General features: G+C 71.7%; 19 protein-coding genes and 2 pseudogenes. 18 read left to right on the top strand and 3 right to left on the bottom strand.

Annotation, left to right across the window (positions count from 1 at the left end; genetic code table 11):
* Positions 1-408: 408 nt before the first annotated feature.
* Complete coding sequence (locus tag O3Q52_RS06165) at positions 409-747, top strand: MerR family transcriptional regulator (protein ID WP_269647773.1); 339 nt, start codon at positions 409-411, stop codon at positions 745-747.
* A 112-nt stretch (positions 748-859) separates the two neighbouring features.
* The gene (locus tag O3Q52_RS06160; protein WP_269647772.1) at positions 860-1,687 is read left to right on the top strand and encodes a S41 family peptidase; all 828 of its coding nucleotides are present in this window, start codon (positions 860-862) and stop codon (positions 1,685-1,687) included.
* Positions 1,688-1,737: 50 nt separating this feature from the next.
* Here O3Q52_RS06160 and O3Q52_RS06155 read toward each other — a convergent pair whose 3' ends face one another.
* Both O3Q52_RS06155 and O3Q52_RS06150 read right to left on the bottom strand, forming a co-directional pair.
* On the bottom strand, positions 1,738-2,580 hold the full coding sequence (locus O3Q52_RS06155) for an LLM class flavin-dependent oxidoreductase (protein ID WP_269647771.1): 843 nt from the start codon (positions 2,578-2,580) through the stop codon (positions 1,738-1,740).
* A 116-nt stretch (positions 2,581-2,696) separates the two neighbouring features.
* Complete coding sequence (locus O3Q52_RS06150; protein ID WP_269647770.1) at positions 2,697-4,088, bottom strand: MFS transporter; 1,392 nt, start codon at positions 4,086-4,088, stop codon at positions 2,697-2,699.
* A gap of 605 nt (positions 4,089-4,693) precedes the next feature.
* Here O3Q52_RS06150 and O3Q52_RS06145 point away from each other — a divergent pair.
* The 14 genes from O3Q52_RS06145 to fabG all read left to right on the top strand — a co-directional run bounded on the left by O3Q52_RS06145 (position 4,694) and on the right by fabG (position 20,023).
* Positions 4,694-5,512, top strand: coding sequence for a 2-amino-3,7-dideoxy-D-threo-hept-6-ulosonate synthase (locus tag O3Q52_RS06145; protein ID WP_269647769.1), 819 nt, complete (start codon positions 4,694-4,696; stop codon positions 5,510-5,512).
* Positions 5,509-6,786 carry a 3-dehydroquinate synthase II family protein gene (locus tag O3Q52_RS06140; RefSeq protein WP_269647768.1) on the top strand — a complete coding sequence of 426 codons (1,278 nt, stop codon included), beginning with the start codon at positions 5,509-5,511 and terminating at the stop codon, positions 6,784-6,786. The genes O3Q52_RS06145 and O3Q52_RS06140 overlap by 4 nt, the downstream gene beginning before the upstream one ends.
* Positions 6,787-6,854: 68 nt before the next feature.
* Complete coding sequence (locus O3Q52_RS06135) at positions 6,855-8,240, top strand: class I adenylate-forming enzyme family protein (protein ID WP_332112872.1); 1,386 nt, start codon at positions 6,855-6,857, stop codon at positions 8,238-8,240.
* Between the two features lie 125 nt (positions 8,241-8,365).
* The gene (locus O3Q52_RS06130) at positions 8,366-8,641 is read left to right on the top strand and encodes an acyl carrier protein (protein WP_189843965.1); all 276 of its coding nucleotides are present in this window, start codon (positions 8,366-8,368) and stop codon (positions 8,639-8,641) included.
* Complete coding sequence (locus O3Q52_RS06125; RefSeq protein ID WP_269647766.1) at positions 8,638-8,964, top strand: acyl carrier protein; 327 nt, start codon at positions 8,638-8,640, stop codon at positions 8,962-8,964. The genes O3Q52_RS06130 and O3Q52_RS06125 overlap by 4 nt, the downstream gene beginning before the upstream one ends.
* Positions 8,954-10,270 carry a beta-ketoacyl synthase gene (locus O3Q52_RS06120; RefSeq protein WP_269647765.1) on the top strand — a complete coding sequence of 439 codons (1,317 nt, stop codon included), beginning with the start codon at positions 8,954-8,956 and terminating at the stop codon, positions 10,268-10,270. The genes O3Q52_RS06125 and O3Q52_RS06120 overlap by 11 nt, the downstream gene beginning before the upstream one ends.
* Entirely contained in the window at positions 10,267-11,223 is a 957-nt protein-coding gene (locus O3Q52_RS06115) for a hypothetical protein (RefSeq protein WP_269647764.1), read from the top strand. Before O3Q52_RS06120 ends, O3Q52_RS06115 begins: the two co-directional genes overlap by 4 nt.
* Positions 11,210-12,892, top strand: coding sequence for a class I adenylate-forming enzyme family protein (locus O3Q52_RS06110; protein ID WP_269647763.1), 1,683 nt, complete (start codon positions 11,210-11,212; stop codon positions 12,890-12,892). Before O3Q52_RS06115 ends, O3Q52_RS06110 begins: the two co-directional genes overlap by 14 nt.
* Positions 12,889-13,455, top strand: coding sequence for a hypothetical protein (locus tag O3Q52_RS06105; RefSeq protein ID WP_269647762.1), 567 nt, complete (start codon positions 12,889-12,891; stop codon positions 13,453-13,455). Before O3Q52_RS06110 ends, O3Q52_RS06105 begins: the two co-directional genes overlap by 4 nt.
* Positions 13,456-13,458: 3 nt before the next feature.
* Positions 13,459-14,385: an NAD(P)-dependent oxidoreductase gene (locus O3Q52_RS06100; protein ID WP_269647761.1), complete on the top strand. Its 927-nt coding sequence runs from the start codon at positions 13,459-13,461 to the stop codon at positions 14,383-14,385.
* Entirely contained in the window at positions 14,382-16,241 is a 1,860-nt protein-coding gene (locus O3Q52_RS06095) for an FAD/NAD(P)-binding domain-containing protein (RefSeq protein ID WP_269647760.1), read from the top strand. The genes O3Q52_RS06100 and O3Q52_RS06095 overlap by 4 nt, the downstream gene beginning before the upstream one ends.
* Before the next feature lie 5 nt (positions 16,242-16,246).
* Positions 16,247-17,701 (top strand): adenylosuccinate lyase family protein, encoded by a 1,455-nt coding sequence (locus O3Q52_RS06090; RefSeq protein ID WP_269647759.1) that lies wholly within the window; start codon positions 16,247-16,249, stop codon positions 17,699-17,701.
* Positions 17,698-19,422 carry an MFS transporter gene (locus O3Q52_RS06085; RefSeq protein ID WP_269647758.1) on the top strand — a complete coding sequence of 575 codons (1,725 nt, stop codon included), beginning with the start codon at positions 17,698-17,700 and terminating at the stop codon, positions 19,420-19,422. The genes O3Q52_RS06090 and O3Q52_RS06085 overlap by 4 nt, the downstream gene beginning before the upstream one ends.
* Positions 19,304-20,023: a 3-oxoacyl-ACP reductase FabG gene (gene fabG / locus O3Q52_RS06080; RefSeq protein WP_269647757.1), complete on the top strand. Its 720-nt coding sequence runs from the start codon at positions 19,304-19,306 to the stop codon at positions 20,021-20,023. Before O3Q52_RS06085 ends, fabG begins: the two co-directional genes overlap by 119 nt.
* A gap of 90 nt (positions 20,024-20,113) precedes the next feature.
* On the opposite strand, the pseudogene O3Q52_RS06075 reads toward fabG, so the two are convergent.
* Positions 20,114-20,992 (bottom strand): annotated as a pseudogene (locus tag O3Q52_RS06075) (lysyl oxidase family protein); the annotation flags it as partial.
* Positions 20,993-21,029: 37 nt separating this feature from the next.
* Here O3Q52_RS06075 and O3Q52_RS06070 point away from each other — a divergent pair.
* Both O3Q52_RS06070 and O3Q52_RS06065 read left to right on the top strand, forming a co-directional pair.
* Positions 21,030-21,140: pseudogene (locus O3Q52_RS06070) on the top strand (LuxR C-terminal-related transcriptional regulator); the annotation flags it as partial.
* 194 nt (positions 21,141-21,334) lie between these two features.
* A complete protein-coding gene (locus O3Q52_RS06065; protein WP_269647756.1) occupies positions 21,335-22,063 on the top strand; it encodes a DUF5994 family protein in 729 nt (242 codons plus the stop codon).
* Positions 22,064-22,221 lie beyond the last annotated feature (158 nt).

Raw genomic sequence — 22,221 nt, 5'->3', positions numbered from 1 at the left:
TACCTACGCCTCAAGCGAACCGAAATCTACTCTCGCCAGAGTAGACATTGGCGCGCGTCGTGGTTAGTGTTTCTCTCGTAGACAAGGTCGAGAGAGACCCGGCAGACACGAACTGGCGGGTAGAAGACGACAGTTCCACCACAGGTCCCGAGAAAGAACGGAAGGAGCAGACGCCATCAGGATCGCCCGGCCAGGGCATCATCCGGCCGGGTACCGCAAGACCCCGGAATGGAAGGTGGTCCCCGGTCACGCATTCGCGATCCCCGCATACCCGCCCGTCTCCCGGGCCGGACTGCGGAAACAGAAGGTCGGCGCAGCAGTAGAGCCGACAGATGGTGTTCAATTTCCTTCGGGGCCCTGGTGCCGTACGGCACCAGGGCCCCTCGACGCGTTGGTCAACGAGGTGACATGACAGCAGATACTCCGCTCAGCGGTCGTCTGGACGACGACGACTACCCCGCGTACACGATGGGCCGGGCAGCAGAAATGCTCGGCACCACCCCGGGTTTCCTCCGGGCCATCGGCGAGGCACGGCTGATCACTCCGCTCCGCTCCGAAGGCGGACACCGGCGGTACTCCCGCTACCAGCTACGGATCGCCGCGCGCGCCCGCGAACTCGTCGACCAGGGGACCCCTGTCGAAGCCGCCTGCCGCATCGTCATCCTTGAGGACCAGCTCGAGGAAGCACAGCGCATCAACGCCGAGTACCGCCGCGCCGCGAAGGAGACACCCGAGACTCCCGCCTGAGCGGGTCGGACGCCAGCTCGCGGAGGATGCGGGTCAGGTCGTCCGCGACCGCTACCGGCCCCGTGTCGGAAAGGACACGACCGACGACGAACTCTTCGCCGTCCTGCGGGAGATGATCGAGCCCCTGCACGACGCGCACACCTCGCTGTCGGACGGGAAGGACCGGGAGTTCGGAGGCCTGCGGCCCGACACACCGCCGCACGGCCCCGAGGACCTCGCCCGGATCGACACGGCCGTCGCGAAGGCCGTCGGGGTGCCGCTGCGGCAGTACGCGGGCGGCGCACTGTCGTTCGCCCGCCTCCCGGAGGGGACCGGCTATCTGCGCATCACCCGCTTCATGGGCTACACCGACGAGGAGTCGTACGCGAAGTGGGAGGCGGAGCTGGACGCGGCCCTGGACAGGATTCCGTGGAAGAAGCTGACCGGGCTGGTCCTGGACGTCCGGCTGAACGGCGGCGGCGCCGACCCGCTGGCGCTGCGCGTCATCTCGCGGCTGACGGACCGTCCGTACACCGCGTACACCAAGTACGCCCGCAACGACCCACGGGACCCGACCCGGTTCACGCCGGGACAGCCGATCACGGTGCGGCCGCACCACGGGCCCCGCTTCGGCGGACCGGTCGCGGTCCTCACCGGCCCGCTGGCGGTCAGCGCGGCCGAGACCTTCACCCAGGCGCTGATGGCACGCAGCCCGGAGCCCGTACGGATCGGGCAGAACACCCAGGGCGTCTTCTCCGACACCATGGACCGCACCCTGCCGAACGGCTGGAGCTTCGCGCTGCCCAACGAGGAGTTCCGTACGGCCGACGGCACCACCTTCGACGGGCCCGGCATCCCACCGCACCACCGCACCCCGGTCTTCACCGAGGAGGAGTTCGAGCAGGGCCGCGACAGCGCCCTGACAAAGGCACGGGAACTGCTGCGCCACCGGGACCGCTGAGCGTGCCGAGCCGGTGAGCCGTCCTGGATCTCACCGGTCCGTGCCGCTGCCTACCCCCGGGGCGGGCCGGCGTCCACGACCGCCATCGACAGGTCCAACGGGTCAAAGTGGATCAGGGACTCCAGCCACCACGTCATACCGGCCTCGGCGAGTCCCTTGAGGTCCACGTCCTTGTCCTCCTGCCACGCGGGGCTCGCGTTGCCGCGTACGGCGATGTCGTACGGCCGGTCGACGGGCAGGCCGGCGCGGTGCAACTCCCGCCGGACGCCGGCGACTTCCTCGGGAGTCAGTTCGTGGTCGACCGGGTTGGGGAAGATGCCGTCGCAGCCGGCGGCGCGGCCGATCACCCGCGGGCTGGAGGTGGAACTGGCCATCCAGACAGGGATGCGGTACGGCTCCGGCTCGGTGGCGGCCAGGTTCACCCGGTAGTGCGGGCCGTGGTGCCGGATCGCCTCGCCGGCCCACATCGCCCGCATCAGCCCGAGTCCCTCGGTGAGCATCGCCGAGCGGGTCGGCAGATCCGAGGCCTCCCCGAACCGGCTGAAGTCACCGGACTCGTCGACGCCCACTCCGGTGCCGACGACGAGCCGTCCCCCGGAGAGCCTGCTGACGGTGGACGCGTGCCGGGCGACCACCCAGGGCCGCCGCCGGGCCGGCGGCGTGACCGTCGGGCCGAGCACCAGTCTCTCGGTGGCCTGCGCGATCGCCGCCAGCGTGGTCCAGGGGTCGGCGATCGGCATCGCGTCGGTGACCACGTGGTCCCACAGGAACACCCCGTCCCACCCGGCGGCCTCCGCCCGTACCGCCAGCTCGACGAGGATCCGGGGGTCCCCGAACGGACCGAACGGCGGAAGGTAGACACCGAAGCGCGTGTTCTCGTTGATGGGGACCATCTCCAGGGCAGGGGTCGACTGCGGGAACAGGGCGGACCGGCGGGCCTGTCCACCCTGTTCGGTCCACCCTGTGCAGTCTCGCCGGGCCGTGTCGCGGTACGTGAATTGGGGCCCCGTCAGATGTCGAACTCCTGGTCGCGGGTCTCCGGGAGGGCCAGTAGGCACAGGAGGCTCAGCAGGCAGAGGGTGCCGGTGTAGAAGCCGAGGACCAGCGGTGATTCCCAGTGGCTGTTGAGCCAGGTGGCGACGAGTGGGGCGAAGCCGCCGCCGAGGGTGTTGGCGAGGATGAAGGCCGCGGAGGCGCCGGTGTAGCGCAGCCGGGCGGGGAACAGTTCCGGGAGGAAGGCCGCCACCGGGGAGAACATCAGCGCCAGGAACATCAGGCCGACCGTGTACGCGCCGGTGATCACCAGCCCGTCGCGCGAACTCAGCGAGGCGTACATGGGCACCGCCCACACCACGCAGCCGACGGCTCCGGTCAGCATCACCGGGCGCCGGCCGATCCGGTCGGACAGCCTGGCCACTGGGAGAGTGATGGCGATTCCGGCCGCCGCGCCGATACTCGCGGCCGTCAGCATCGTGTTCTGGGGGATACCGAGTTCCTTCGGCCCGTACGAGATGCTGTAGACGATCGTCAGGTAGTAGACGGCCGAGCCGCCGATCGCCGCGCCCGTCCCGAGCAGCACCCGGCCGGGGTACCGCTTGAGCAGCGTGACCAGCGGAAAGCGGGATGCCGTCGGGGGTTCCGAGCGCGTCTGTGTCGTTCGGTCGGCCGCCGCGCTGAACACCGGCGACTCCGAGACCGTCGTACGCACCCACAGGCCGATCACGACGAGCACGGTGCTGAGCAGGAACGGTATGCGCCAGGCCCAGTCGACGAAGCCGTCCCGGCCCACGATGTTCAGGGTGGGCAGGATGACGGCGGTGGAGAGCAGGAAGCCGAGGGAGGGGCCGGCCTGCGGGATGGACGCGTACAGCGCGCGGCGGCCCGGCGGCGCGTGTTCCGCGGCGAGGAGCACCGCCCCGCCCCACTCGCCGCCCATGCTGATGCCCTGGAGCAGACGGAGCGTCACCAGCAGTACGGGGGCGAGGAGTCCGGCGGTCTCGTACGTGGGCAGCAGGCCGACGCCGACCGTGGCCACGCCCATCAGCAGGAGCGAGGCGACCAGGGCCCGTCGGCGGCCCAGCCGGTCACCGATCGTGCCGAACAGGACGACGCCGAGGGGGCGGGAGAGGAAGGCCGCGGCGAACGTGAGGAACGCGGCCAGGGAGGAGACGGTGGGGTTGCCCGAGGGGAAGAAGGCGGGGCCGAGGACGAGTGCGCTCGCGGTGCCGTACACCGCGAAGTCGTAGTACTCGATCGTGGTGCCGACCAGGCTGGCGACGGCGACGCGCGGGGCCTCGGTCTTCCCGGCGGACGTGTCGATGGTCCTCGCCGTCGGGGGTGGGGACGCGGCCGGTCTTGGGCCGACGGTCTCGGGAGCGGTCTTGGACGGTAATTCGGGCATGGGGAGTCACTTCCGGTACGCCCGGTCCGTACGGTCCGGGTGCAGATGGGGGGACGGCCTCGCATGTAACACGTTCCGGAGCGCGCCTGACACCCTAGGCCCGGAAATTCAATTTCGACAAGGAAGTTCGACAAAGAAGTCCGACGGAAAAGCCGCCCCGTCCGAATTACCGAACACGTCGACTCGAACCCGTCGAACCCGTCGAACCCATCGAAGGGGCGGGCTCGGGAATTGCCTGCCATTTACACGTGACATCCGTAGGAAAGCGTCCGATGCGGCCATGTGCGGGGGCAGACCTCCTCAATGCGCATAGAGCACATCACACCCGCCACCTCGGCATTTGCCACACAACACCCCACGAACAGCACCCTCCTGCGGCGTCAACCCCGCCATACCTGTCAAATCGCTGTCAATATTCATTCCCAGGCCCGCATAAAAATTCGCCGGTGATCACGCCTTGCCAACGGACGATTACGCGTGAATGCTGATGCCCGACTGAACTTGAAAGTTCTACGACCATCGTTTTTCGGACATGGAGACCGCAACAGGATGTCGCGGTTCGGCTTTCTTAAACGCGGCCTCCGGGCTGGGAAGGCGCATTACCCATGCTGAAAACTGGCAAGCTATTACGCTTGAGAAGACTTTCGCTCGCGGGTGACGACCGGCACCTGCTCGTACCGCTCGACCACAGCGTTTCGGACGGCCCGATCGTCCCCGCCGACAAGTGGGACGACCTGCTGCGCGCACTGGTGGCCGGCGGCGCCGACGGGATCATCGTCCACAAGGGGCGTGCCCGCGCCTTCGCCCCGGACATCCTCAGGAGCTGCGCCCTGGTGGTGCACCTGAGCGCCAGCACCGCCCGCTCCGCCGACGTCCACGCCAAGGTGCTGGTCGCCGACGTCGAGGAGGCGCTGCGGCTCGGCGCCGACGCGGTCAGCGTCCACGTGAACATCGGCTCGGACACCGAGGCCCAGCAGCTCGCCGACCTGGGGGCGGTGGCCCGTTCCTGCGACGCGTGGGGCATGCCGCTGATCGCGATGGTCTACCCCCGCGGCCCCCGCATCGAGGACCCGCGCGATCCCGACCTCCTCGCCCATCTGGCCAACGTCGCCGCCGACCTGGGCGCGGACATGGTGAAGACCTCCGTCGCCCTGCCGATCGACCGCATGGCCGAGGTCGTGGCCAACAGCCCGATCCCCGTGCTCGCGGCCGGCGGTCCGCCGGACGGCTCCGACCTGGTCGAGTACGGCGCCGCCGTGATGGCCACCGGCTGCCAGGGGCTGGCCATCGGCCGCCGGATCTTCTCGGCCCCCTCGCCCGCCGCGCTGGTGTCCCGGCTCTCCGCGGTCGTGCACGGCGGCAGCACCATCACGGATGACATGAGCATGCCCAAGTATTCGACGATCGTGGCAGGAGTCGCATGAGGTTCGCATGGATCGATCTCCGTGAGGTCCCCCGTCCGCAGCTCCAGGCGGTGGTGGACGCGGCCGTCCACAGCCGGATGGCCGGCGTCGTGGCCACCGACGCCGAGTTGCTCGGGACGCTGCCGCCCACTGTCACCCGGGTGCTGGTCACGGGGACCACGGGCACGGCCGCCGCGAAGAAGCCAGGGGACAGGCCCGAGGCCAAGCCCGGTGACAAGGAGGTGAAGGGTTCCGGGGGTGCGAAGGACGCCAACCCGCCCTCCGGGAAGGGCAGTTCCCCGGCCGACAGCGGAAACGCCACGGGAACCGTCACCGGAACCGCCGCCGGAATCGACCTCCTGCTGCGGAAGTTCGGCACCCAGGAGGAGCTGGACGCCCTCGCCGCCGACAACCGAGCGGCCGGGGGTACTGGCGGCACCGGGGGCACGCCCGCCGCCGGGTTCATCGACGTACGGGACGACCGCACCCTGACGCTGTCCTGCGCGGGCGCCATGGCGTTGCCGTACACCGTCATCCACTTCGCCGACCCGACCAAGATCCCGCTGGAGATCGTGCTGGCCGCGGCAGAGTCCGCCGAGGGCAAGCTGGTGACCGTGGTCGACGGCCTGGAGGAGGCGGCCATCGTCTTCGACGTCCTCGAACGCGGCTCGGACGGCATCCTCTTCACGCCCCGCAGCGCCGACGAAGTGTTCGCGCTGGCCCGGCTGCTGGAGGCCACGACGCCCCAACTGGAGCTGTCCACACTGACCGTGGAGAGCATCCGGCACGTCGGGCTCGGCGACCGGGTCTGCGTGGACACCTGCTCGCACTTCGACGAGGACGAGGGCATCCTCGTCGGCTCGTACTCCTCCGGGTTCGTGCTCTGCTGCAGCGAGACCCACCCGCTGCCGTACATGCCGACCAGGCCGTTCCGGGTCAACGCCGGTGCCCTGCACTCGTACACGCTCGGGCCCGACAACCGCACGAGCTACCTCAGCGAGGTCGGTTCCGGCAGTGTCCTGCTCGGGGTCGGTGCCGACGGCCGCACCCGGCGGGTCGTGGTCGGCCGCGCCAAGCTGGAGTCCCGGCCGCTCCTGGAGATCCGTACGCACGCCGAGGACGGACGGCTGGTCAGTCTGACCGTGCAGGACGACTGGCACGTACGGGTGCTCGGCCCGGGCGGGAAGGTCCTCAACGTCACCGAGCTGCGGACGGGCGACGAACTGCTCGGCTATCTGGCCACCGACAAGCGCCATGTGGGCCTGCCCATCGGCGAGTTCTGCAAGGAGGTCTGATGGGCGGCGGCCTGAGAGACCCCCTGAGAGAAAGCGACCTGTCCGGCGGTCCCGTGGACGTCGACGGGATGGGTTCCCTGGTCCGGCGGCTGTTCGACGCGCGGGACGACGCTCTGCCGTATCTGACACATCGACAGGAAACCGTCACCCGGGGCGAGTTACGGGAGCGGGTGGCCAAGCAGGCCGCCGTGTTCGCCGGGTTCGGCATCAGGCCGGGCAGCGCCGTGGGGCTGCGGACTCCGCCCAGCTTCACCCAGGTCGAGGTGCTGCTCGCGCTGTGGCGGCTGGGCGCCCAGGTGATGCTCTTCGACTTCCGGCTCAAACCGGCCGAGGTGGCGGCGCTCTGCACGTCCTGCCGGCCGCAGTTCATGGTCCGGGCCGGGTCCAACGTCCAGGCGACGTTCGGCTTCCGGCCCGAGTACGAGGTCGTCACCGAGTGCCGCGGAACGGGGCGGCCGGCTGCCACCGGGCACCGGCTGGTCCAGTTCAGCTCCGGCTCCACCGGGCGGCCCAAGGTGATCGGCAGGACCGCCGCGTCGCTCGCCGCCGAGGTGGACCGGTTCGCCGGGATCGGCGGAATGCCGGGCGAGGGCGACCGCGTGCTGCTGCTCAGTTCGACGGCGCACAGCTTCGGCCTCGTCGCCGGGCTGCTGCACTCCCTGGCGGCCGGCGTCTCCGTCGTCTTCGCGCCCCGGATCTCCGCCCGCGACCTCCTGCGGACCGCGGTGGACCACCGGGTCACCGCCCTGTTCGGGGTGCCGATGCACTACGAACTGCTCGCCGCCGCCGTCGATCCCCCCGAACTGCCCGACCTGCGGGTCGCGGTGTCGGGCGGCGAACTGATGCCGCCGGACGTCGCCGCCCGGTTCACCGAGCGGTACGGGGTGCCGGTCGGCGAGTCCTACGGCACCACCGAGAGCGGTGTGGTCGCCATGGACGTCGGCGGCACGCTGCGGCCGTCGGTCGGCCCGGCCGCCCCGGGCGTGGTCGTCCGGGTGCGGCGGGGCGAACTGGACGTCGCCCTCGACGAGTCGCCGTATCTCTTCGACTCCGGCGGTACGCAGTACGCCGACGGGTGGCTGCGTACGCGGGACCGGGCCTCGGTCGACGGCACCGGGGCCGTGCGGGTGCATGGCCGTGCCGACTCCCTCGTCGTGATCGGCGGTCTCAAGGTGGATCTCACCGAGGTCGAGAACGTGTTGCGGGGGCATCCTGCGGTCGAGCAGGCGGTTGTGGTTCACGAGGGTGTGACCGAGGCGTATGTCGTGACCTCCGCCGCCGGTTCCGCCGGAGGCGGGGGGCCTTCCGCGGAGGAGTTGTTGCGGTGGTGTCGGGAGCGGCTCGCCGACTACAAGTTGCCCCGGGTGGTTCGGCTGTTGGACGCGTTGCCTCGTACGTCCAACGGGAAGCTTGTTCGCCGGCCAACGCTGTTGCGTGAACGCGCTGTTGGGTGAGGTGGGGCAGCTCCCGTTGTTCGTTGGCCGCGGGCCCGTTGTGGCTTGTCGCGCCCCGCGGCAGAGCCGCAAATGTCACAGCCCCGCGCCCCTTTGGGGCGCTCGACCCCTCACTGGAGATTCTGATGAGTACGTCTGTCCTGGAAGACGAGATCCGTGAGTTCGTGCTCGGCACCGTCATTGACGAGATGAACATCCTGATGAGCCGTGACGGCATCACGGACGAGAGTCCGGTGACCGTCGGGGGGCTGGATCTGGACTCGTTGAGTCTGATCGAGCTCACGTTGCGGCTGGAGACGCGGTTCGGTGTGGAGATACCGGACACCGACATCGAGCCCCTCGCCTCGCTGACCCTCGGCTCCCTCGTCGCCGAGATCGTCCGACGCGGTGCGAAGGCATGAGTACGGGAGCCATGGCGAACGACGCGCGCGAGGGGGAACCCACGCCCACGCTCTCGCCCCTCACCGTCGACACCGTCCGTGAGCTGCTGGCCGACCGCAAGATCTTTCCCGGCGTGCCCGACGAGCTCGGTGAGGACACCGAACTGATCCTGGATTCCCTGGGGTTGGTGTGGCTGCTGCACGTGGTGGAGGAGCGGTTCGGGCTGGTCGTTGAGCCCAGCTATGACGACATCGCCGGGTTCACCTCTCTGCGGCGGCTCGCCGACTATCTGTGCGGCGCTCAGGCGGGTCGCCTGGAAGGGGGTGGTCCTGATGAGCGGTGACGTGACGGTCACCGGGTTCGGTGTGCGTACCGCGTTCGGTACCGGTGCCGACGCCTTGCGGAGGGGGGTCTTCGCGGGGGTTCCGTCGTTCGCCGCCACGACCCGGTTCGATACCGGGCCCTACCGTACGGCGATGGCGGGGGCCGCGGCCGATGGGCCCAACGCGGTTGAGGGGTGGGCCCTTCGCCACGCCCTTGCCGAGTGTGGCGCCGAAGCCCTTGCCATGGCGGGGCTCGCCCCAGGAGGGGAGGCCGCCGTGTTGCTCGGTGTGGCCGGGGATCACACGAGTGTGACTCGGTATTGGCGGGGTGCCGGGTCGGATGTCGGCTGCGGGTCCGTCGTGGCTGGTCGCGCAGTTCCCCGCGCCCCTGAAAAGCAGCCGGTGCGCGGGACTTCCACGGACGTGAAGCGAGTTGCCGACGCCATGCCCGCCACCGACTCCCAGCGAGTTGCCGACGCCATGCCCGCCACGGGCTCCGAGCGAGTTGCCGACGCCGTTCCCGCTCGGTTGACCGAACTCCTCGCCGGGGAACTCGGGTTGACCGGGCCCCGGCTCACCTTCACCAATGCCTGTGTCGCCTCCGCTGCCGCGATCATTCATGCCTGTCGGCTGATCTCCTCCGGGCGGACCGACGTGGCCGTCTGCGCGGGCGGGTATCTGGTGGAGGAGGAGACGTTCGGGAAGTTCGACTCCGGGCGGGCGCTGTCGCGTGACGGGATGGTGCGGCCGTTCAGTGCCGACCGCAGTGGGCTGTTGCTCGGCGACGGTGTGGCGGTCGTCGTGCTGGAGTCCGCCGAGCATGCCCGGCGCCGCGGGGCCCGGTCGCTGGCGGGCGTGGTGGGCTGGGGTGCGGCCTCGGACGCCCACCACATCGCCCAGCCGCACCCGGAAGGTGTCGGACTCGCCCGCGCGGCCCGGCAGGCGATGCGGCTCGCCGGCGACCCGGACGGGACCTCCCTCGACTACGTCAACGCCCATGGCACCGGCACCAAGTACAACGACGGGGCCGAGACCCGCGGACTGCGGGCCGCCTTCCCCGAGCGGGCCGAGTCGATACCGGTCAGCTCGACCAAGAGCACCACCGGCCATCTCCTGGAGGCGGCGGGCGTCGTGGAGTTCGTGATCACGATGCTGGCCCTGACGGACGGCGTACTGCCGCCGACCGCCGGATTCACCACGCCCGACCCGGAGTGCGACCTCGACTACGTGCCGAACGAGCCGCGCCGGACCGACGCCCGCAGGGCCCTCACCGTCAACGCCGCCTTCGGGGGCGCCAACACCGCACTCGTCCTGGAGCGGCCGTGACCCCGACCGAGAACACCACGACCACGGCCGGGAACACCCGCAGGACCGTGCTGCGTTCGTCCCTCGGCATCCTCTCCACTGCCACCGCCACCCACGGCACCGGGCAGGACGGCGACATCCCGCTGCCGAGGCTCCCCGGCTTCGTGGAGTCGGCCTTCAGCCCGCTGGCGTACGAGGCCGCCCGGCAGTGCCTCGCCGAACGGCCCGATGGGGGCACCTCCCGGTCTGGGGGCACCTCCCGGCCGGAGGCTGGGGGAGAAGCCGAGAGTGGGGGAGGGTCGCGTACGGCGGTGGCACTGGCGAGTACGACCGGTGACACCACCACCGCGGACCTGGCCAGCCGGCGCATGGTCTCCGGACGGGTCCACAACCCGCTGCTGTTCATGCAGGCCACCCCCAACTCCGTACTCGGCTATCTGAGCCGGGAGTTCGGGATCACCGGGCAGATGTTCAGCCTCTCCACCCTCGACGACCCGGTGACAGAACTTCTCTCCATGGCCGACCTGCTCCTGGAGGACCCGGAGGTGGACCGGGTCCTGGTGGTGGGCGTCGAACTGGGCGGCGGCGAGCGGCTGGCCGCCGTGTATGAGGAGTTGGCCGGTGGCAACGGCCGTTCGGTCCCGGTCCCCGCCCTTCCCGCCCTTCCCGCGGACGCCGGACTCGCGGCGGCGGTCCTGCTCGGCCGTCCCGGCACCGGAACACCGGTCTCGGTCCGGTCGGCAGAGGCGTACGAAAGCCACGGCGACACCAGCGCCGACGGAACCGGCACACGCGTGCGTCTCGGCAGCATCCAGAGCCTGTTCGACCTGGTCGGGCTCCACCGGCGGCTGCTGCGGGAAGGCGGCAGCCATGTCCTGGTGACCGACCCGCGCGCGCCCGCGTTCCTCCTCACCGCCGGCACAGAGGCAACGACCATCGCAAGGAACGAGACGGAGACCCATGCTCATCAGTAGACAGGAGCGGGCACGGATCTGCTCCGACACCGAACTCGGCGCCGGCAACGTACTGGAGCGCCTGACCGCGTACGGCAGACCGCTCGACGAACCCGTGCTGTGGACGGACGGCGGCTGGCGGGCACCGGACGGCAGCCGGCCCGAGGTGCTGACGCTCGGGCAGCTGAACGAGGTGGTCGAGACGTACGCGGGCTGGTACGCCGCCCGGGGTGTGCGGCCCCGCGACCCGGTCGCCGTGCACTCCTACTCCAGCACCGAGTTCGCGGTGAACTTCCTGGCGCTGACGGCCCTCGGTGCCGTCCCGTCGTTCGTCAACGGCAATCTGCCTCCGGAGACCGCCCGGGAGTACGTACGACGGCAGGGCGCGGTCGGCGCCTTCACGGACCGCGAGCACCATGACGTGCTGTCGGCGGCGGAGGGGGCGGAGACGGCGGAGGGGCTCGGCTTCTGCGTGACCTCCGGCGACATCCGCCCGGAGCACCGCGAGTTGCTCCCGTCCTCCTACCCGTACCGGCACGACCCCACCGATCCGGTGCTCATCTCGCACTCCTCCGGAACCACCGGTATGCCCAAGGGAGTTCCGCACACGCACCGGACGCTGATGTACGCGCAGGTGCACCGGCTCCGCTACTCCACCGGTACCGACATGGCCCGCACGCTGGTGGGGCTGCCGGGTGCGCACAACGCCATGGTGGCGACGCTGCTGTACTGCCTGCTGCTGCGCACGGACATCAAGCTGCTCTCCAGCCAGCGCGGCGCCCAAGTGCTCGACGCCATCGAGGAGTTCGGGCCCACCACGGTGCTGGCCTTCGCCGGGACCTTCGGCGAGATGGCCGCCGAGACGCTGGCGGACCGTGATCTGTCGAGCGTGCAGGTGTGGTTCAACACCGGGGACGCGGCCCACGAGGCGCACATCCGGGCCCTCGTCCGGCACGGCAGCCACCAGACGATGGGCAAGGACCTGCGGCGCGTACGGGTCGAGGGGTCCGTCTTCGTGGACGGGCTCGGCTCCTCGGAGGCCGGCTACTCCGTCTTCCACAACCGGCACACCAAGGACACCTCGGCCTACTCGCGCTGTGTCGGCAAGCCCATCAGCTTCGCCGAGGCCGCCGTGCTCGCCGAGGACGGCACCCCGCTGCCACCCGGGCGGATCGGCCGCCTCGGCCTCAAGTCGCCCACCCTCACGCCCGGTTACTGGAACGACTCGCTGACCTGGAACCGGATGCGGCTGGGCGGCTACTGGCTCACCGGGGACCTCGCCCAGCAGGACGAGGAGGGCAACTTCTACCACCTTGACCGGGCCCCGGACGCCGTCCGCACCAGCGACGGAATCCTCTTCAGCACCCGCACCGAGGAACTCCTGCTCCGGGAACTGCCCGAACTGGCCGACTGCACGGTCGTCGGGGTCGCCTCCGAAGGCGTACGGGCCGACTGGGACGGCGACGGCGAGGCCGAGGCGTACGCGCTGCTCCAGCTCGCGGACGAGACCGCCGAGGACGACGGCGACGAGGTGTGGACCGCGCGGGTCAACGCCGTTCTCGTACGCGCCGGATTCCCGCCGGTCGCCCGCGCCCTGCGCATGAAGCCCGACGACGTGGCCAAGGGCGCCACCGGCAAGGTCCTGAAACGCGTGATGCGTGACCGGTTCGCCGCCAGGGGGCAGGTGTGAGTGCCGACGAGGTCAACCAGCGCGCGCAGACCGTGGAGGCGTACCGGCTGTGGTGGCAGCACGACGCCCACTGGTACCAGGGGGTGGCGAGCCGGTTCGGGCAGCAGGCCGCGAACGAGATCAACGCCGAGGCACTGCGCAAGGTCGCCCTGCACGTCGGGCAGCGCATCGCCCGCAGGTCGGGGCCCCTCCCGGACAGCGGTGACAACGGCAAGGACCTGGAGGAGCTGCGCCGCCGCTACGACGAGTGCGGCGACCGGATGTTCCCCCGGGAGCTGCGCAACGCCTCCACCGAGGTCGAGGACGCGGGCGGGGACGGGGGCGAGGGCCTGATCGTGCTCACGCTGCGGCGGAACTTCGCCATCACCATGGTCCGGATGGCCGGTTCGCTGGAGGGCTACCGGTGCCCGTGCACCGACATCCACGCGGGCTGGTCCGAGGGGCTCGGCGTGACCCTGACGGAGAACCGGGCCGAGAGCTGTCTGCGCGACGGCGACAAGGCGTGCCGTCTGCTCATGCGGGTCGCCGCTCCCCTTTCCTCCGCGACCACCACGGAGGGCTGAGCCGTGCGCGTACTTGTCGCCGGGGCCACCGGAGTGGTCGGACATCCGCTGGTGGGCGCGCTTCGGGCGCGGGGCCATGAGGTGAGCGCGCTGGTGCGGGCGGAATCGCGGGACCGGGCTCCGGAGGCCGACGCTGTGGTGGTCGCCGACGCCCTGGACCGGGAGGGCCTGCTGTCGGCGGTGTCGGCCGCCCGGCCCGAGGTGGTCGTCCACCAGATGACGGCGTTGCGGCTGCTGCCCGCCGATCCCGTGGAGGCCTTCGCGCTGACCGCACGGCTGCGGACCGAGGGGACCGCCCATCTCGTCGCGGCGGCCCGTGCGGCCGGTGCGCGCCGGATGGTCGCGCAGTCCGTCGCCTTCGCCGCCGCCCCGGCCGGGGACCCGGTCCTCGACGAGGACGCGCCACTGTACGTGGACGCCCCGGACGCCGGCTGGGCCGCCACCGTACGGGCCGTCGCCGAACTGGAGCGGCAGGTCCTGGGCGGCGGCCCGGACCTCGCGGGCGTGGTGCTGCGGTACGGCACCCTGTACGGCCCCGGCACCGGGTACGCCCGTATCGGCGGGACCGGCCAACGGGTGTTGACCGGAAGGTTCCCGCTGCCCGAGGGCGGGGCCGGGATCACCTCGTTCGTGCATGTGGTGGACGCCGTGGGAGCGGCCGTGGCGGCGGTCGAGTCGGATGCCACCGGCGTCTTCCACGTGACCGACGACGATCCGGCTCCGGCCGCGCAGTGGCTGCCGCACTTCGCCCGCACGCTGGGCGGCCCGCCCCCGCGGACGATTCCGACGGCACTCGCGGCCCGGCTCCTCGGCTGGTTCATGACCCACCAGCTCACCGCGGCGCGGGGCGCGGCGAACGACCGGGCCCGTACGGAACTGGGCTGGAAGCCGCTGCGGCCGAGCTGGCGCGACGGGCTGGGCCGGGAATGACCGGCCCCGGTGACGCCATCACCCTGTGCGTGATCGGCGCCGGTCCGCGCGGCCTCTCGGTCCTGGAGCGGATCTGCGCCAACGCGGGCCCGGCCGCCCGCCAGGTCGCGGTCCACCTCGTCGACCCGTACCCGCCCGGCGCGGGCGCGGTGTGGCGTACCGACCAGCCGGGCGAGCTGCTGATGAACACGGTCGCCTCCCAGGTGACCCTGTTCACCGACGACAGCGTGGCCTGCGCGGGGCCGTCGGTGCCGGGCCCGAGCCTGTACGAGTGGGCGCGCGCCCTGGAGCCCGAGGCGTACCCGGACCGGGTCCTGGAGGAGGCGCGGCGGCTCGGCCCGGACACCTATCCGACCCGCGCCTTCCACGGCCACTACCTGGAGTGGGTCTTCCGGCATCTCTTACGCACCGCCCCTCCCGGGGTGACGGTCCACACGCACCGGGCGACCGCGGTCGCGCTGGCGGACACCCCGGACGGGCGGCAGACGGTGACGCTGGCGGACGGCGGCCGGCTGACCGGGCTGGACTCGGTGGTGCTGGCGCTCGGCCACGGCGACCTGGCCCCGAGCCCGGAGGAACGTGCGCTGGGCTCCTTCGCCGACCGGCACGGCTCGCTCTACGTGCGGCCCGCCAACCCGGCCGACGCCGACCTGAGCCGGATCGCGCCGGGCACACCCGTCGCCCTGCGCGGCCTGGGGCTGAACTTCTTCGACTGCGTGGCGCTGCTCACCGAGGGCCGCGGCGGCACCTTCAAGGAGAGCCAGTCCGGCCTGGTGTACCTGCCGAGCGGCAACGAGCCCGTGCTGTACGCCGGTTCGCGGCGCGGAGTCCCGTACCACGCACGCGGTGAGAACGAGAAGGGCGCGCTCGGCCGCCACCACCCGCGCTTCCTGACCCCCGAGGTCATCGCATGGCTGCGGCGGCAGGCGGACGACGGCCACCCCGTCACCTTCCGCGACGACATCTGGCCGCTGATCGACCGCGAGGTACGGACCGTCCACCACGAGGCGTGGATCGGCCGGTACGGGGTGCCGCCCGCCGAGCCGTGGGACTGGCGGCGGATCGAACGGCCCTACGGCGAACGGGACTTCACCGGCCGCGACGACTTCCGGCACTGGCTGCTGGAGTACCTGCGGCGGGATGTCGCCGAGGCCCGGCTGGGCAATGTGAGCGGGCCGGTGAAGGCCGCGCTGGACGCCCTGCGGGACCTGCGCAACGAGATCCGGCTCGTGGTCGACCACGGCGGGGTGTCCGGCGCGTCGTACCGGTCCGAACTGGACGGCTGGTACACGCCGTTGAACGCCTACACGTCCATCGGCCCGCCGGCCTTCCGCATCGAGCAGCTGATCGCGCTGATCGAGGCCGAGGTGGTGCATGTGCTCGGCCCGGGGATGCGCGTACGGCCCTCCGCGCGCGACGGCGGTTTCCTCGTGGACGCGGAGCAGGTGCCCGAACCTCCGGTGCCGGTCCGCGCGCTCGTCGAGGCGCGGCTGCCCGTCGTCGATCTGCGGCGGAGCGCCGATCCCCTGCTGCGGGGGCTGCTGGCGGCCGGTGACTGCGTCCCGTACCGGCTGGGCGGACAGGAGACGGGCGGGCTCGCGGTGACCAGGAACCCGCCCCGGCTGGTGGACTCGGCGGGCCGGGCACACCCGCGCCGGTTCGCCTTCGGGGTGCCGACGGAGGGGGTGCGCTGGGTGACGGCGGTCGGCATCAGGCCGGGTGTCGGCTCGGTGACGCTGGAGGACTCGGACGCGATCGCCCGGGCGGCGCTGGCGCTGCGGGATGGCGAAATACCGCCACTCCCAAGTGATGTGACGGTACGTCAGATATCGGACGAAGAAGGCCGAGGAGCGTGAACGTGATGTCCGTGGGTATCGACGCGGGCCTGCTCGCCCCCACCTGGGCGGGTACGCCCGCGGCGGCCGAGGTGACCGACGAGGCGTGGCTGCAGGCCATGCTGGACGCCGAAGTGGCCCTGGCCCGCGCCCAGTACGCGGTCGGACTGGCCCCCGCCGCCGCGGTACGGGCGATCGCCTCGGTGGCCCGCGCGGACCGGCTGGACCTGGTCGCCCTGGCCCACGCGGCCCGGGCCGCGGCCAACCCGGTGGTCGCGCTGGTGACGGCGTTCACCGAGGTGGTCGCCGCCAAGGACGCGGCCGCCGCCGAGTACGTACACCGGGGGTCGACCAGCCAGGACATCCTCGACTCGGCGGCCATGCTGGTCGCCCGCAGGGTGCTCGGTCTGATCGCCGCCGACCTGGAACGCACCGGCGCCGCCCTGGCCGCGCTGGCGGACACCCACCGCCACACCGTGATCGCCGGTCGCACCCTGACCCAGCACGCGGTGCCCACCACCTTCGGTCTCAAGGCGGCGGGCTGGCTCCAGTTGGTCGGCGACGCCCTGGTCCGGGTTCGGGCGGTCGCCTCCGCGCTCCCCGCCCAGTTGGGGGGAGCGGCCGGGACGCTCGCCGCGTACCGCGAGTACGCCCTGCTGGACCGCGGAGATCGCGGGGAGGACGGGAGGGGCGGGGACGAGGGCCGGGAGCCAGTCGGCAACGAGGGCGGAGTCGAGTTGCTCCGCCCCTTCGCCGAGGCGCTTGGGCTGGCCGAGCCGGTGCTGCCGTGGCACACCGTGCGTACGCCCGTCGCGGAGGTGGGGGCGGTGCTCCAGTTGGCCACCGGCGCGCTCGGCAAGTTCGCGCTCGACGTGCAGACCCTGTCCCGTACCGAGATCGGCGAGGTGTCCGAGCCCGCGGCCGCCGGGCGCGGGGCCTCCTCGGCGATGCCGCAGAAGCGCAACCCCGCGCTCGCCACTCTGATCGTGTCGGCCGCCCGTCAGGTGCCCGCCCATGCCCTCGTACTCGCCCAGTGTCTGCTGGCCGAGGACGAGCGGCCCGCCGGGGCGTGGCACGCCGAATGGCAGCCGCTGCGCGAGGCGTTGCGGCTGGCGGGCGGGGCCGCGCACACCGCCGTCGAGCTCGCCGAGGGACTGGTCGTCCACCCGGAACGGATGCTGGCCAACCTCGAACTGACCGGGGGCGCCCTCGTGACCGAGCGGCTGACGGTGGTGCTGGCCCCGGCGTTCGGCAAGGTGCGGGCGAAGAAGCTGCTGACCGCCGCGTCGGCCGAGGCGGCCGACACCGGGCGCCCGCTGGCCGAGGTGCTGGCCCAACACCCCGGACTCTCAGCCCTGTTCACCCCCGCCCGGCTGTCGGAACTGCTCGACCCGGCCCACTACACGGGCGCGGCCGACGCACTGGTCGACCGGGCGCTGGGCAGATTCGCGGAGCTCGACGAGCAGGGAGGCAGCCGATGACCGCCGTGAGCCGGGCGGAGGACGCTGAGGACGCTGAGGACGCGGAGGAGAAGGCCGTCCCGTCCCGGTCCTGGCCCGTTCTCCTGGTCGTGGTCTGCGCCCAGATGCTGATCTGGCTGGACACCTCGGTCCTCAACGTCGCCGTCACCACGCTCGCCGACCCGGTGGACGGCCTGGGCGCGACCTCCGCCGAGCTGGAATGGGTGGCGAGCGCCTACACCCTGGTCTTCGCCGGCACGCTCTTCGCGGGCGGCGCGCTGGCCGACCGTTTCGGCCCCCGGAACACGCTCCTCGCGGGGCTCGCGCTGTTCGGCGCCGCCTCCGGCGCGGGCGCCTTCGCCACCGGTCCTGCCTGGCTGATCGTGGCGCGTGCCCTCATGGGCGCGGGCAGCGCACTGCTGATGCCGGCGACCCTGTCGGTCATCGTGCAGAGCACCCCGGAGGAGAAGCGCACCCGGGCGATCGCGATCTGGAGCTCGTCCAGCGGTCTCGGGGTGGCCGTCGGCCCGGTCGTGGGCGGGGCGCTGCTCAGCCACTTCTGGTGGGGCTCGGTGTTCCTGGTCAACGTGCCGATCGTGGCCCTGTGTCTGGCCGGAGTGGTGGCCGTCGTACCGGAGTTGAAGGGTCCCCGGCGCAGGGTGCTCGATCTGCCCGGTCTCGCCCTGTCGGTGCTCGGTCTCGGCGGAGTGGTCTACGGGATCATCGAACTCGGCAACGGACGGACCTGGTACGGCCCGCACGTACTCCTCCCCCTCCTCCTGGGCGGCGCGCTGCTCGCCCTCTTCGTCGCCGGTCAGCGCAGGTCACCCGCGCCCAGCCTGGATCTGCGGCTGTTCCGGCAGCCCGGGTTCACGGCCGGGAGCGTGGTGCTGCTGATCGCGTTCATGGCGCTGGCCGGACATCTCTTCTACGCGGCCTTCTACCTGCAGGGGCCGCGCGGGCTCTCCCCCGCCGACGCCGGAACGGTCATGATCGCCGCGGCCGTCGGCATCGTCCTCGGCAGTCAGGCGTCCCCCGCGCTGAGCCGGCTGCTCTCGGCCCGGTGGACGGTCGCGGCCGGGGTGCTGGCCACGGCTGCCACGTACGTCGGTTATCTGTGGTTCGACGGACGGACCCCGGTCCTGACCGTCGCCGCGCTGCTGTGGGTGCAGGGCTTCGGGATGGGCCTGGTCGGTACGCCGGTCACGGCCGTGATGATGAGCGGGGTGCCGCCGCATCTCGCGGGCGCCGGGTCGGCCGTCAACAGCGTCACCCGGCAGGTGGGCGGGACGCTCGGAGTGGCGATGACCGGCTCGATCCTCTCCGGGGTGTACCGGGAGCGGATGACGGACGCCGAACTCCCGGGCGGGGCACGTGGGTTGACTCCGGACGCCGCGGAACAGGCCCGCACCTCCGCCGAGGCGGCCCGCTCGCTGGCCGGTTCACTGCGCCTGCCGGAGCTGGCGGCCACCGCCGACCGCGCCTTCCTCGACGCCATGTACGCGGCCACGTTCTGGACCGCCGTACTGGCCCTCGTCGGATTCGCCGTGGGCGTCGTGGGACTGCGGACACGGAACGTCAACGGACCAAGCAGTGGCGGAGGCAGGGGAAGTGGGGACGACGATGGAACAGGCGACGGGCCGGTCGGTCTTCGTGACCGGGGGGAACCGGGGGATCGGGCTGGCCACGGCCCGCCGCTTCGCGACGGCGGGGGACCGGGTCACGGTGACGTACCGCGGTGAGGAGCCGCCGCCCGCGTCCGCCGGACTCCTCGCCGTACGCTGCGATGTGACGGACAGTCAGCAGGTGGACCGGGCCTTCAAGGAGGCCGAGGCGGCCCACGGTCCGGTCACCGTCCTGGTCGCGAGCGCGGGCACCACCCAGGACCGGCTGCTGGTGCGGATGACCGAGGAGGACTTCACCTCCGTCGTCGACACCAACCTCACCGGGGCCTTCCGGGTCACCCGGCGCGCGGTGCGCGGAATGCTCCGCGCGGGCCACGGACGTATCGTGCTGATCTCCTCCACCGCTGCACTGCACGGCGCCGCCGGGCAGACCAACTACGCGGCGTCGAAGGCGGGTCTGGTCGGTTTCGCCCGGTCGCTGACCCACGAACTCGGACCCCGGGACATCACCTGCAACGTGGTGGCGCCCGGTCTGACCGAGACGGACATGAGCCGTGCGCTCACCGAGGAGCAGCGCGGGAACCTGCTTCGGCAGACGCCGGCCGGCCGGCTCGCCCGACCGGAGGAGGTCGCCGACGCGGTGGCGTTCCTGGTCGGCGCGGGTTATGTGCGCGGGGCGGTGATCCCGGTCGACGGGGGTGCGGGGCTGGGGCACTGAGACCACCACCGCGGAGTCGATGCCCGAGAAGGCCGCGGCTCCTGGCCCGGCGCCGGAGTGCCGGACCAGGAGCCGCTTGGGGACGGCCGGTTACGGGGCGTTGATCAGGTCGTGCGGCGGGACCGTCACGGTGCGGGCGCCCGGGTCACCGGACAGGACGACCTTGCGCAGCGCGACGTTGTTCTTGGTGTTCGTCTCCTGGAGGCGGTTCTCCGGGGTGGCGATCACCTGGATGTAGTACGTGCCGTTCGGCAGGTCGGTGATGTCGAAGGACTGGCCGGGACGGTACTGGGTGTACGTGTCGCCGGAGCCGACGTCGAGGACCTCACGGACGGAGATCGAGTTCTGCTGACCGCAGGCGGTCGACAGGTCGGTGTTCTCCGGGTGCCAGTTGGCGTTCTTCACCGTGTAGTCGACGGCGTCGGTGTTGGCCAGGCAGAACGCCTCCTTGCCGCTGCGCACCTCCTTGGTCTGGTCCTCGCTCAGCAGCCGGTAGCTGGCGAAGTCCGTGAAGTGCCAGTGCTCGTGGCCCTCCCGCGGGTCCCACTCCATGGTGCCGCTGGGTGTGTACCCGACCTGCTTGCCGTCGGCGTCGTAGAAGTACTGGTAGGAGTCCATCAGGTCCTTGCCCGGGCTGCGGAAACCGTCCACGACGAGCGGCGCGGGTCCCGCGTTCCAGACGTTGGCGCTGAAGGCGAGGTAGTCCTTGCCCGGGGCGTCGCCGTCCTCGCCGTCGGTGACGGCGATGTCCCAGGCCGGGAGCGAACGCAGGTCGGGCTTGGGCACGTCGGCCGGGACACCGGCACGGCCGCTGGGCCGCTTGGCGGCCGGCTTCAGCGCGGGCGCGATGCGCGAGCCGTCGGTGTGGCCGGGGCCGTCGCCCAGGTGGTGCGCCAGGCCACGGTCTTCGAGGGCGTGGGAGAGAGCGGGCGGGGTGGGTGCGTCGGCGCCGCGGGGGCCGTAGTGGTGGGCGGCGGCAGCGGCAGCCGCGGCGGCGACCGCCTGCCACATGAGCCTGCCCACGGTGAAGGCCCACGTCTCCCACATCCTGACGAGACTCGACCTCAACAACCGCGTACAGATCGCACTGTTGGTCTACCGCGCGGGCCTCGTCTGAGCGTTCCGTTTCGCGGGGGCGCGGTGGACCGGCGCGTTTGCTGCGGCTCACGCCGGTCCGCCGGGCACCGGTGCGGAGTAACCTGAGGTCACCGAGGGCATTTCGTACGCCGGCCTTCATGCCTACGTCGTTCTCGGTGAGCGACAACACCGGACGGCTGCCCGCGGGCCGCGGTCCGGAGACAGGTTCGCGCGATGTCCGCGACCACCGATCGTCCCCCGCTGCGGATCGTCCCCTTCAGGGCCCCGACAGCCCGCCTCGCGCTGAAGCCGACGAACACTCCCACGGGCCTTCCAGAACTGCCGGAACTGCCAGGGACGCCCGGACTCTCAGGGCTTCCAGGGCTTCCAGGGCTTCTGGACGGCGCATGGTGGCCCCGCTCCCGCGACCTGCCGCTCGAACTCTCCGCCCTGGCCGACGTCCTGGACCCCCTCGGCGGCCGGATCACCCGGATCGCCGTCAACTCCCGTTACTGGCCGGTCGTCCCCCGCAGAATCCCCGTGAACGGCCATGTGGTGAAGGTGGGTTGGTTCACCACGGAGCTGGACCCCCACAAGATCCTGCTGCTCTCCCACACCACGGGCCGCTGGAACCTCCTGGTGATCCCTCCGGAGGCCGACGCCTCCGCGGCCGCCCGCCTCATGGCAGCCGCGAGCGACAGTACGGGCCCGTCCGCGACCGCGACCGCCACGGAACTCATCGCCGCGGAACACGCCCTGCACGGCGCCCCGGCGACCGACGGGACGCAGGATCCCGCGGAGGCGGAGGCGGAGGCGGAAGCGGAAGCCTGGGAGGACGACGAGATCGCCCCTCCACTGGTCCCGCTGGTCCCACTGGTCCCGCAAATGCCTCCGATGCCGCAGATGCCGCTGGTCAAGGAGGCCGCGCTCGCCCGGCCCGTTCACCCGGTCACAGGGCGGTGACCGGCATGACCGGCGCCCTGGCGGCCAGTGTGCTGCTGATCCTGACCGTGGTGGCGACCCGCCTGATCCAGCCCGCCGACCGGGCACGCCGACAGCCACCGCCGACGCTAGCCGCGCGCCCCGCCGAGGTCCGCCCCCGCCACGACCACCGCGACGGC

The sequence above is a fragment of the Streptomyces sp. ActVer genome (assembly GCF_027270795.1).
In the GTDB taxonomy this organism is placed as follows: domain Bacteria; phylum Actinomycetota; class Actinomycetes; order Streptomycetales; family Streptomycetaceae; genus Streptomyces; species Streptomyces umbrinus_A.
The sequence above is the reverse complement of the archived record's forward strand: the minus strand, read 5'-3'. Positions and strand labels throughout refer to the sequence as shown.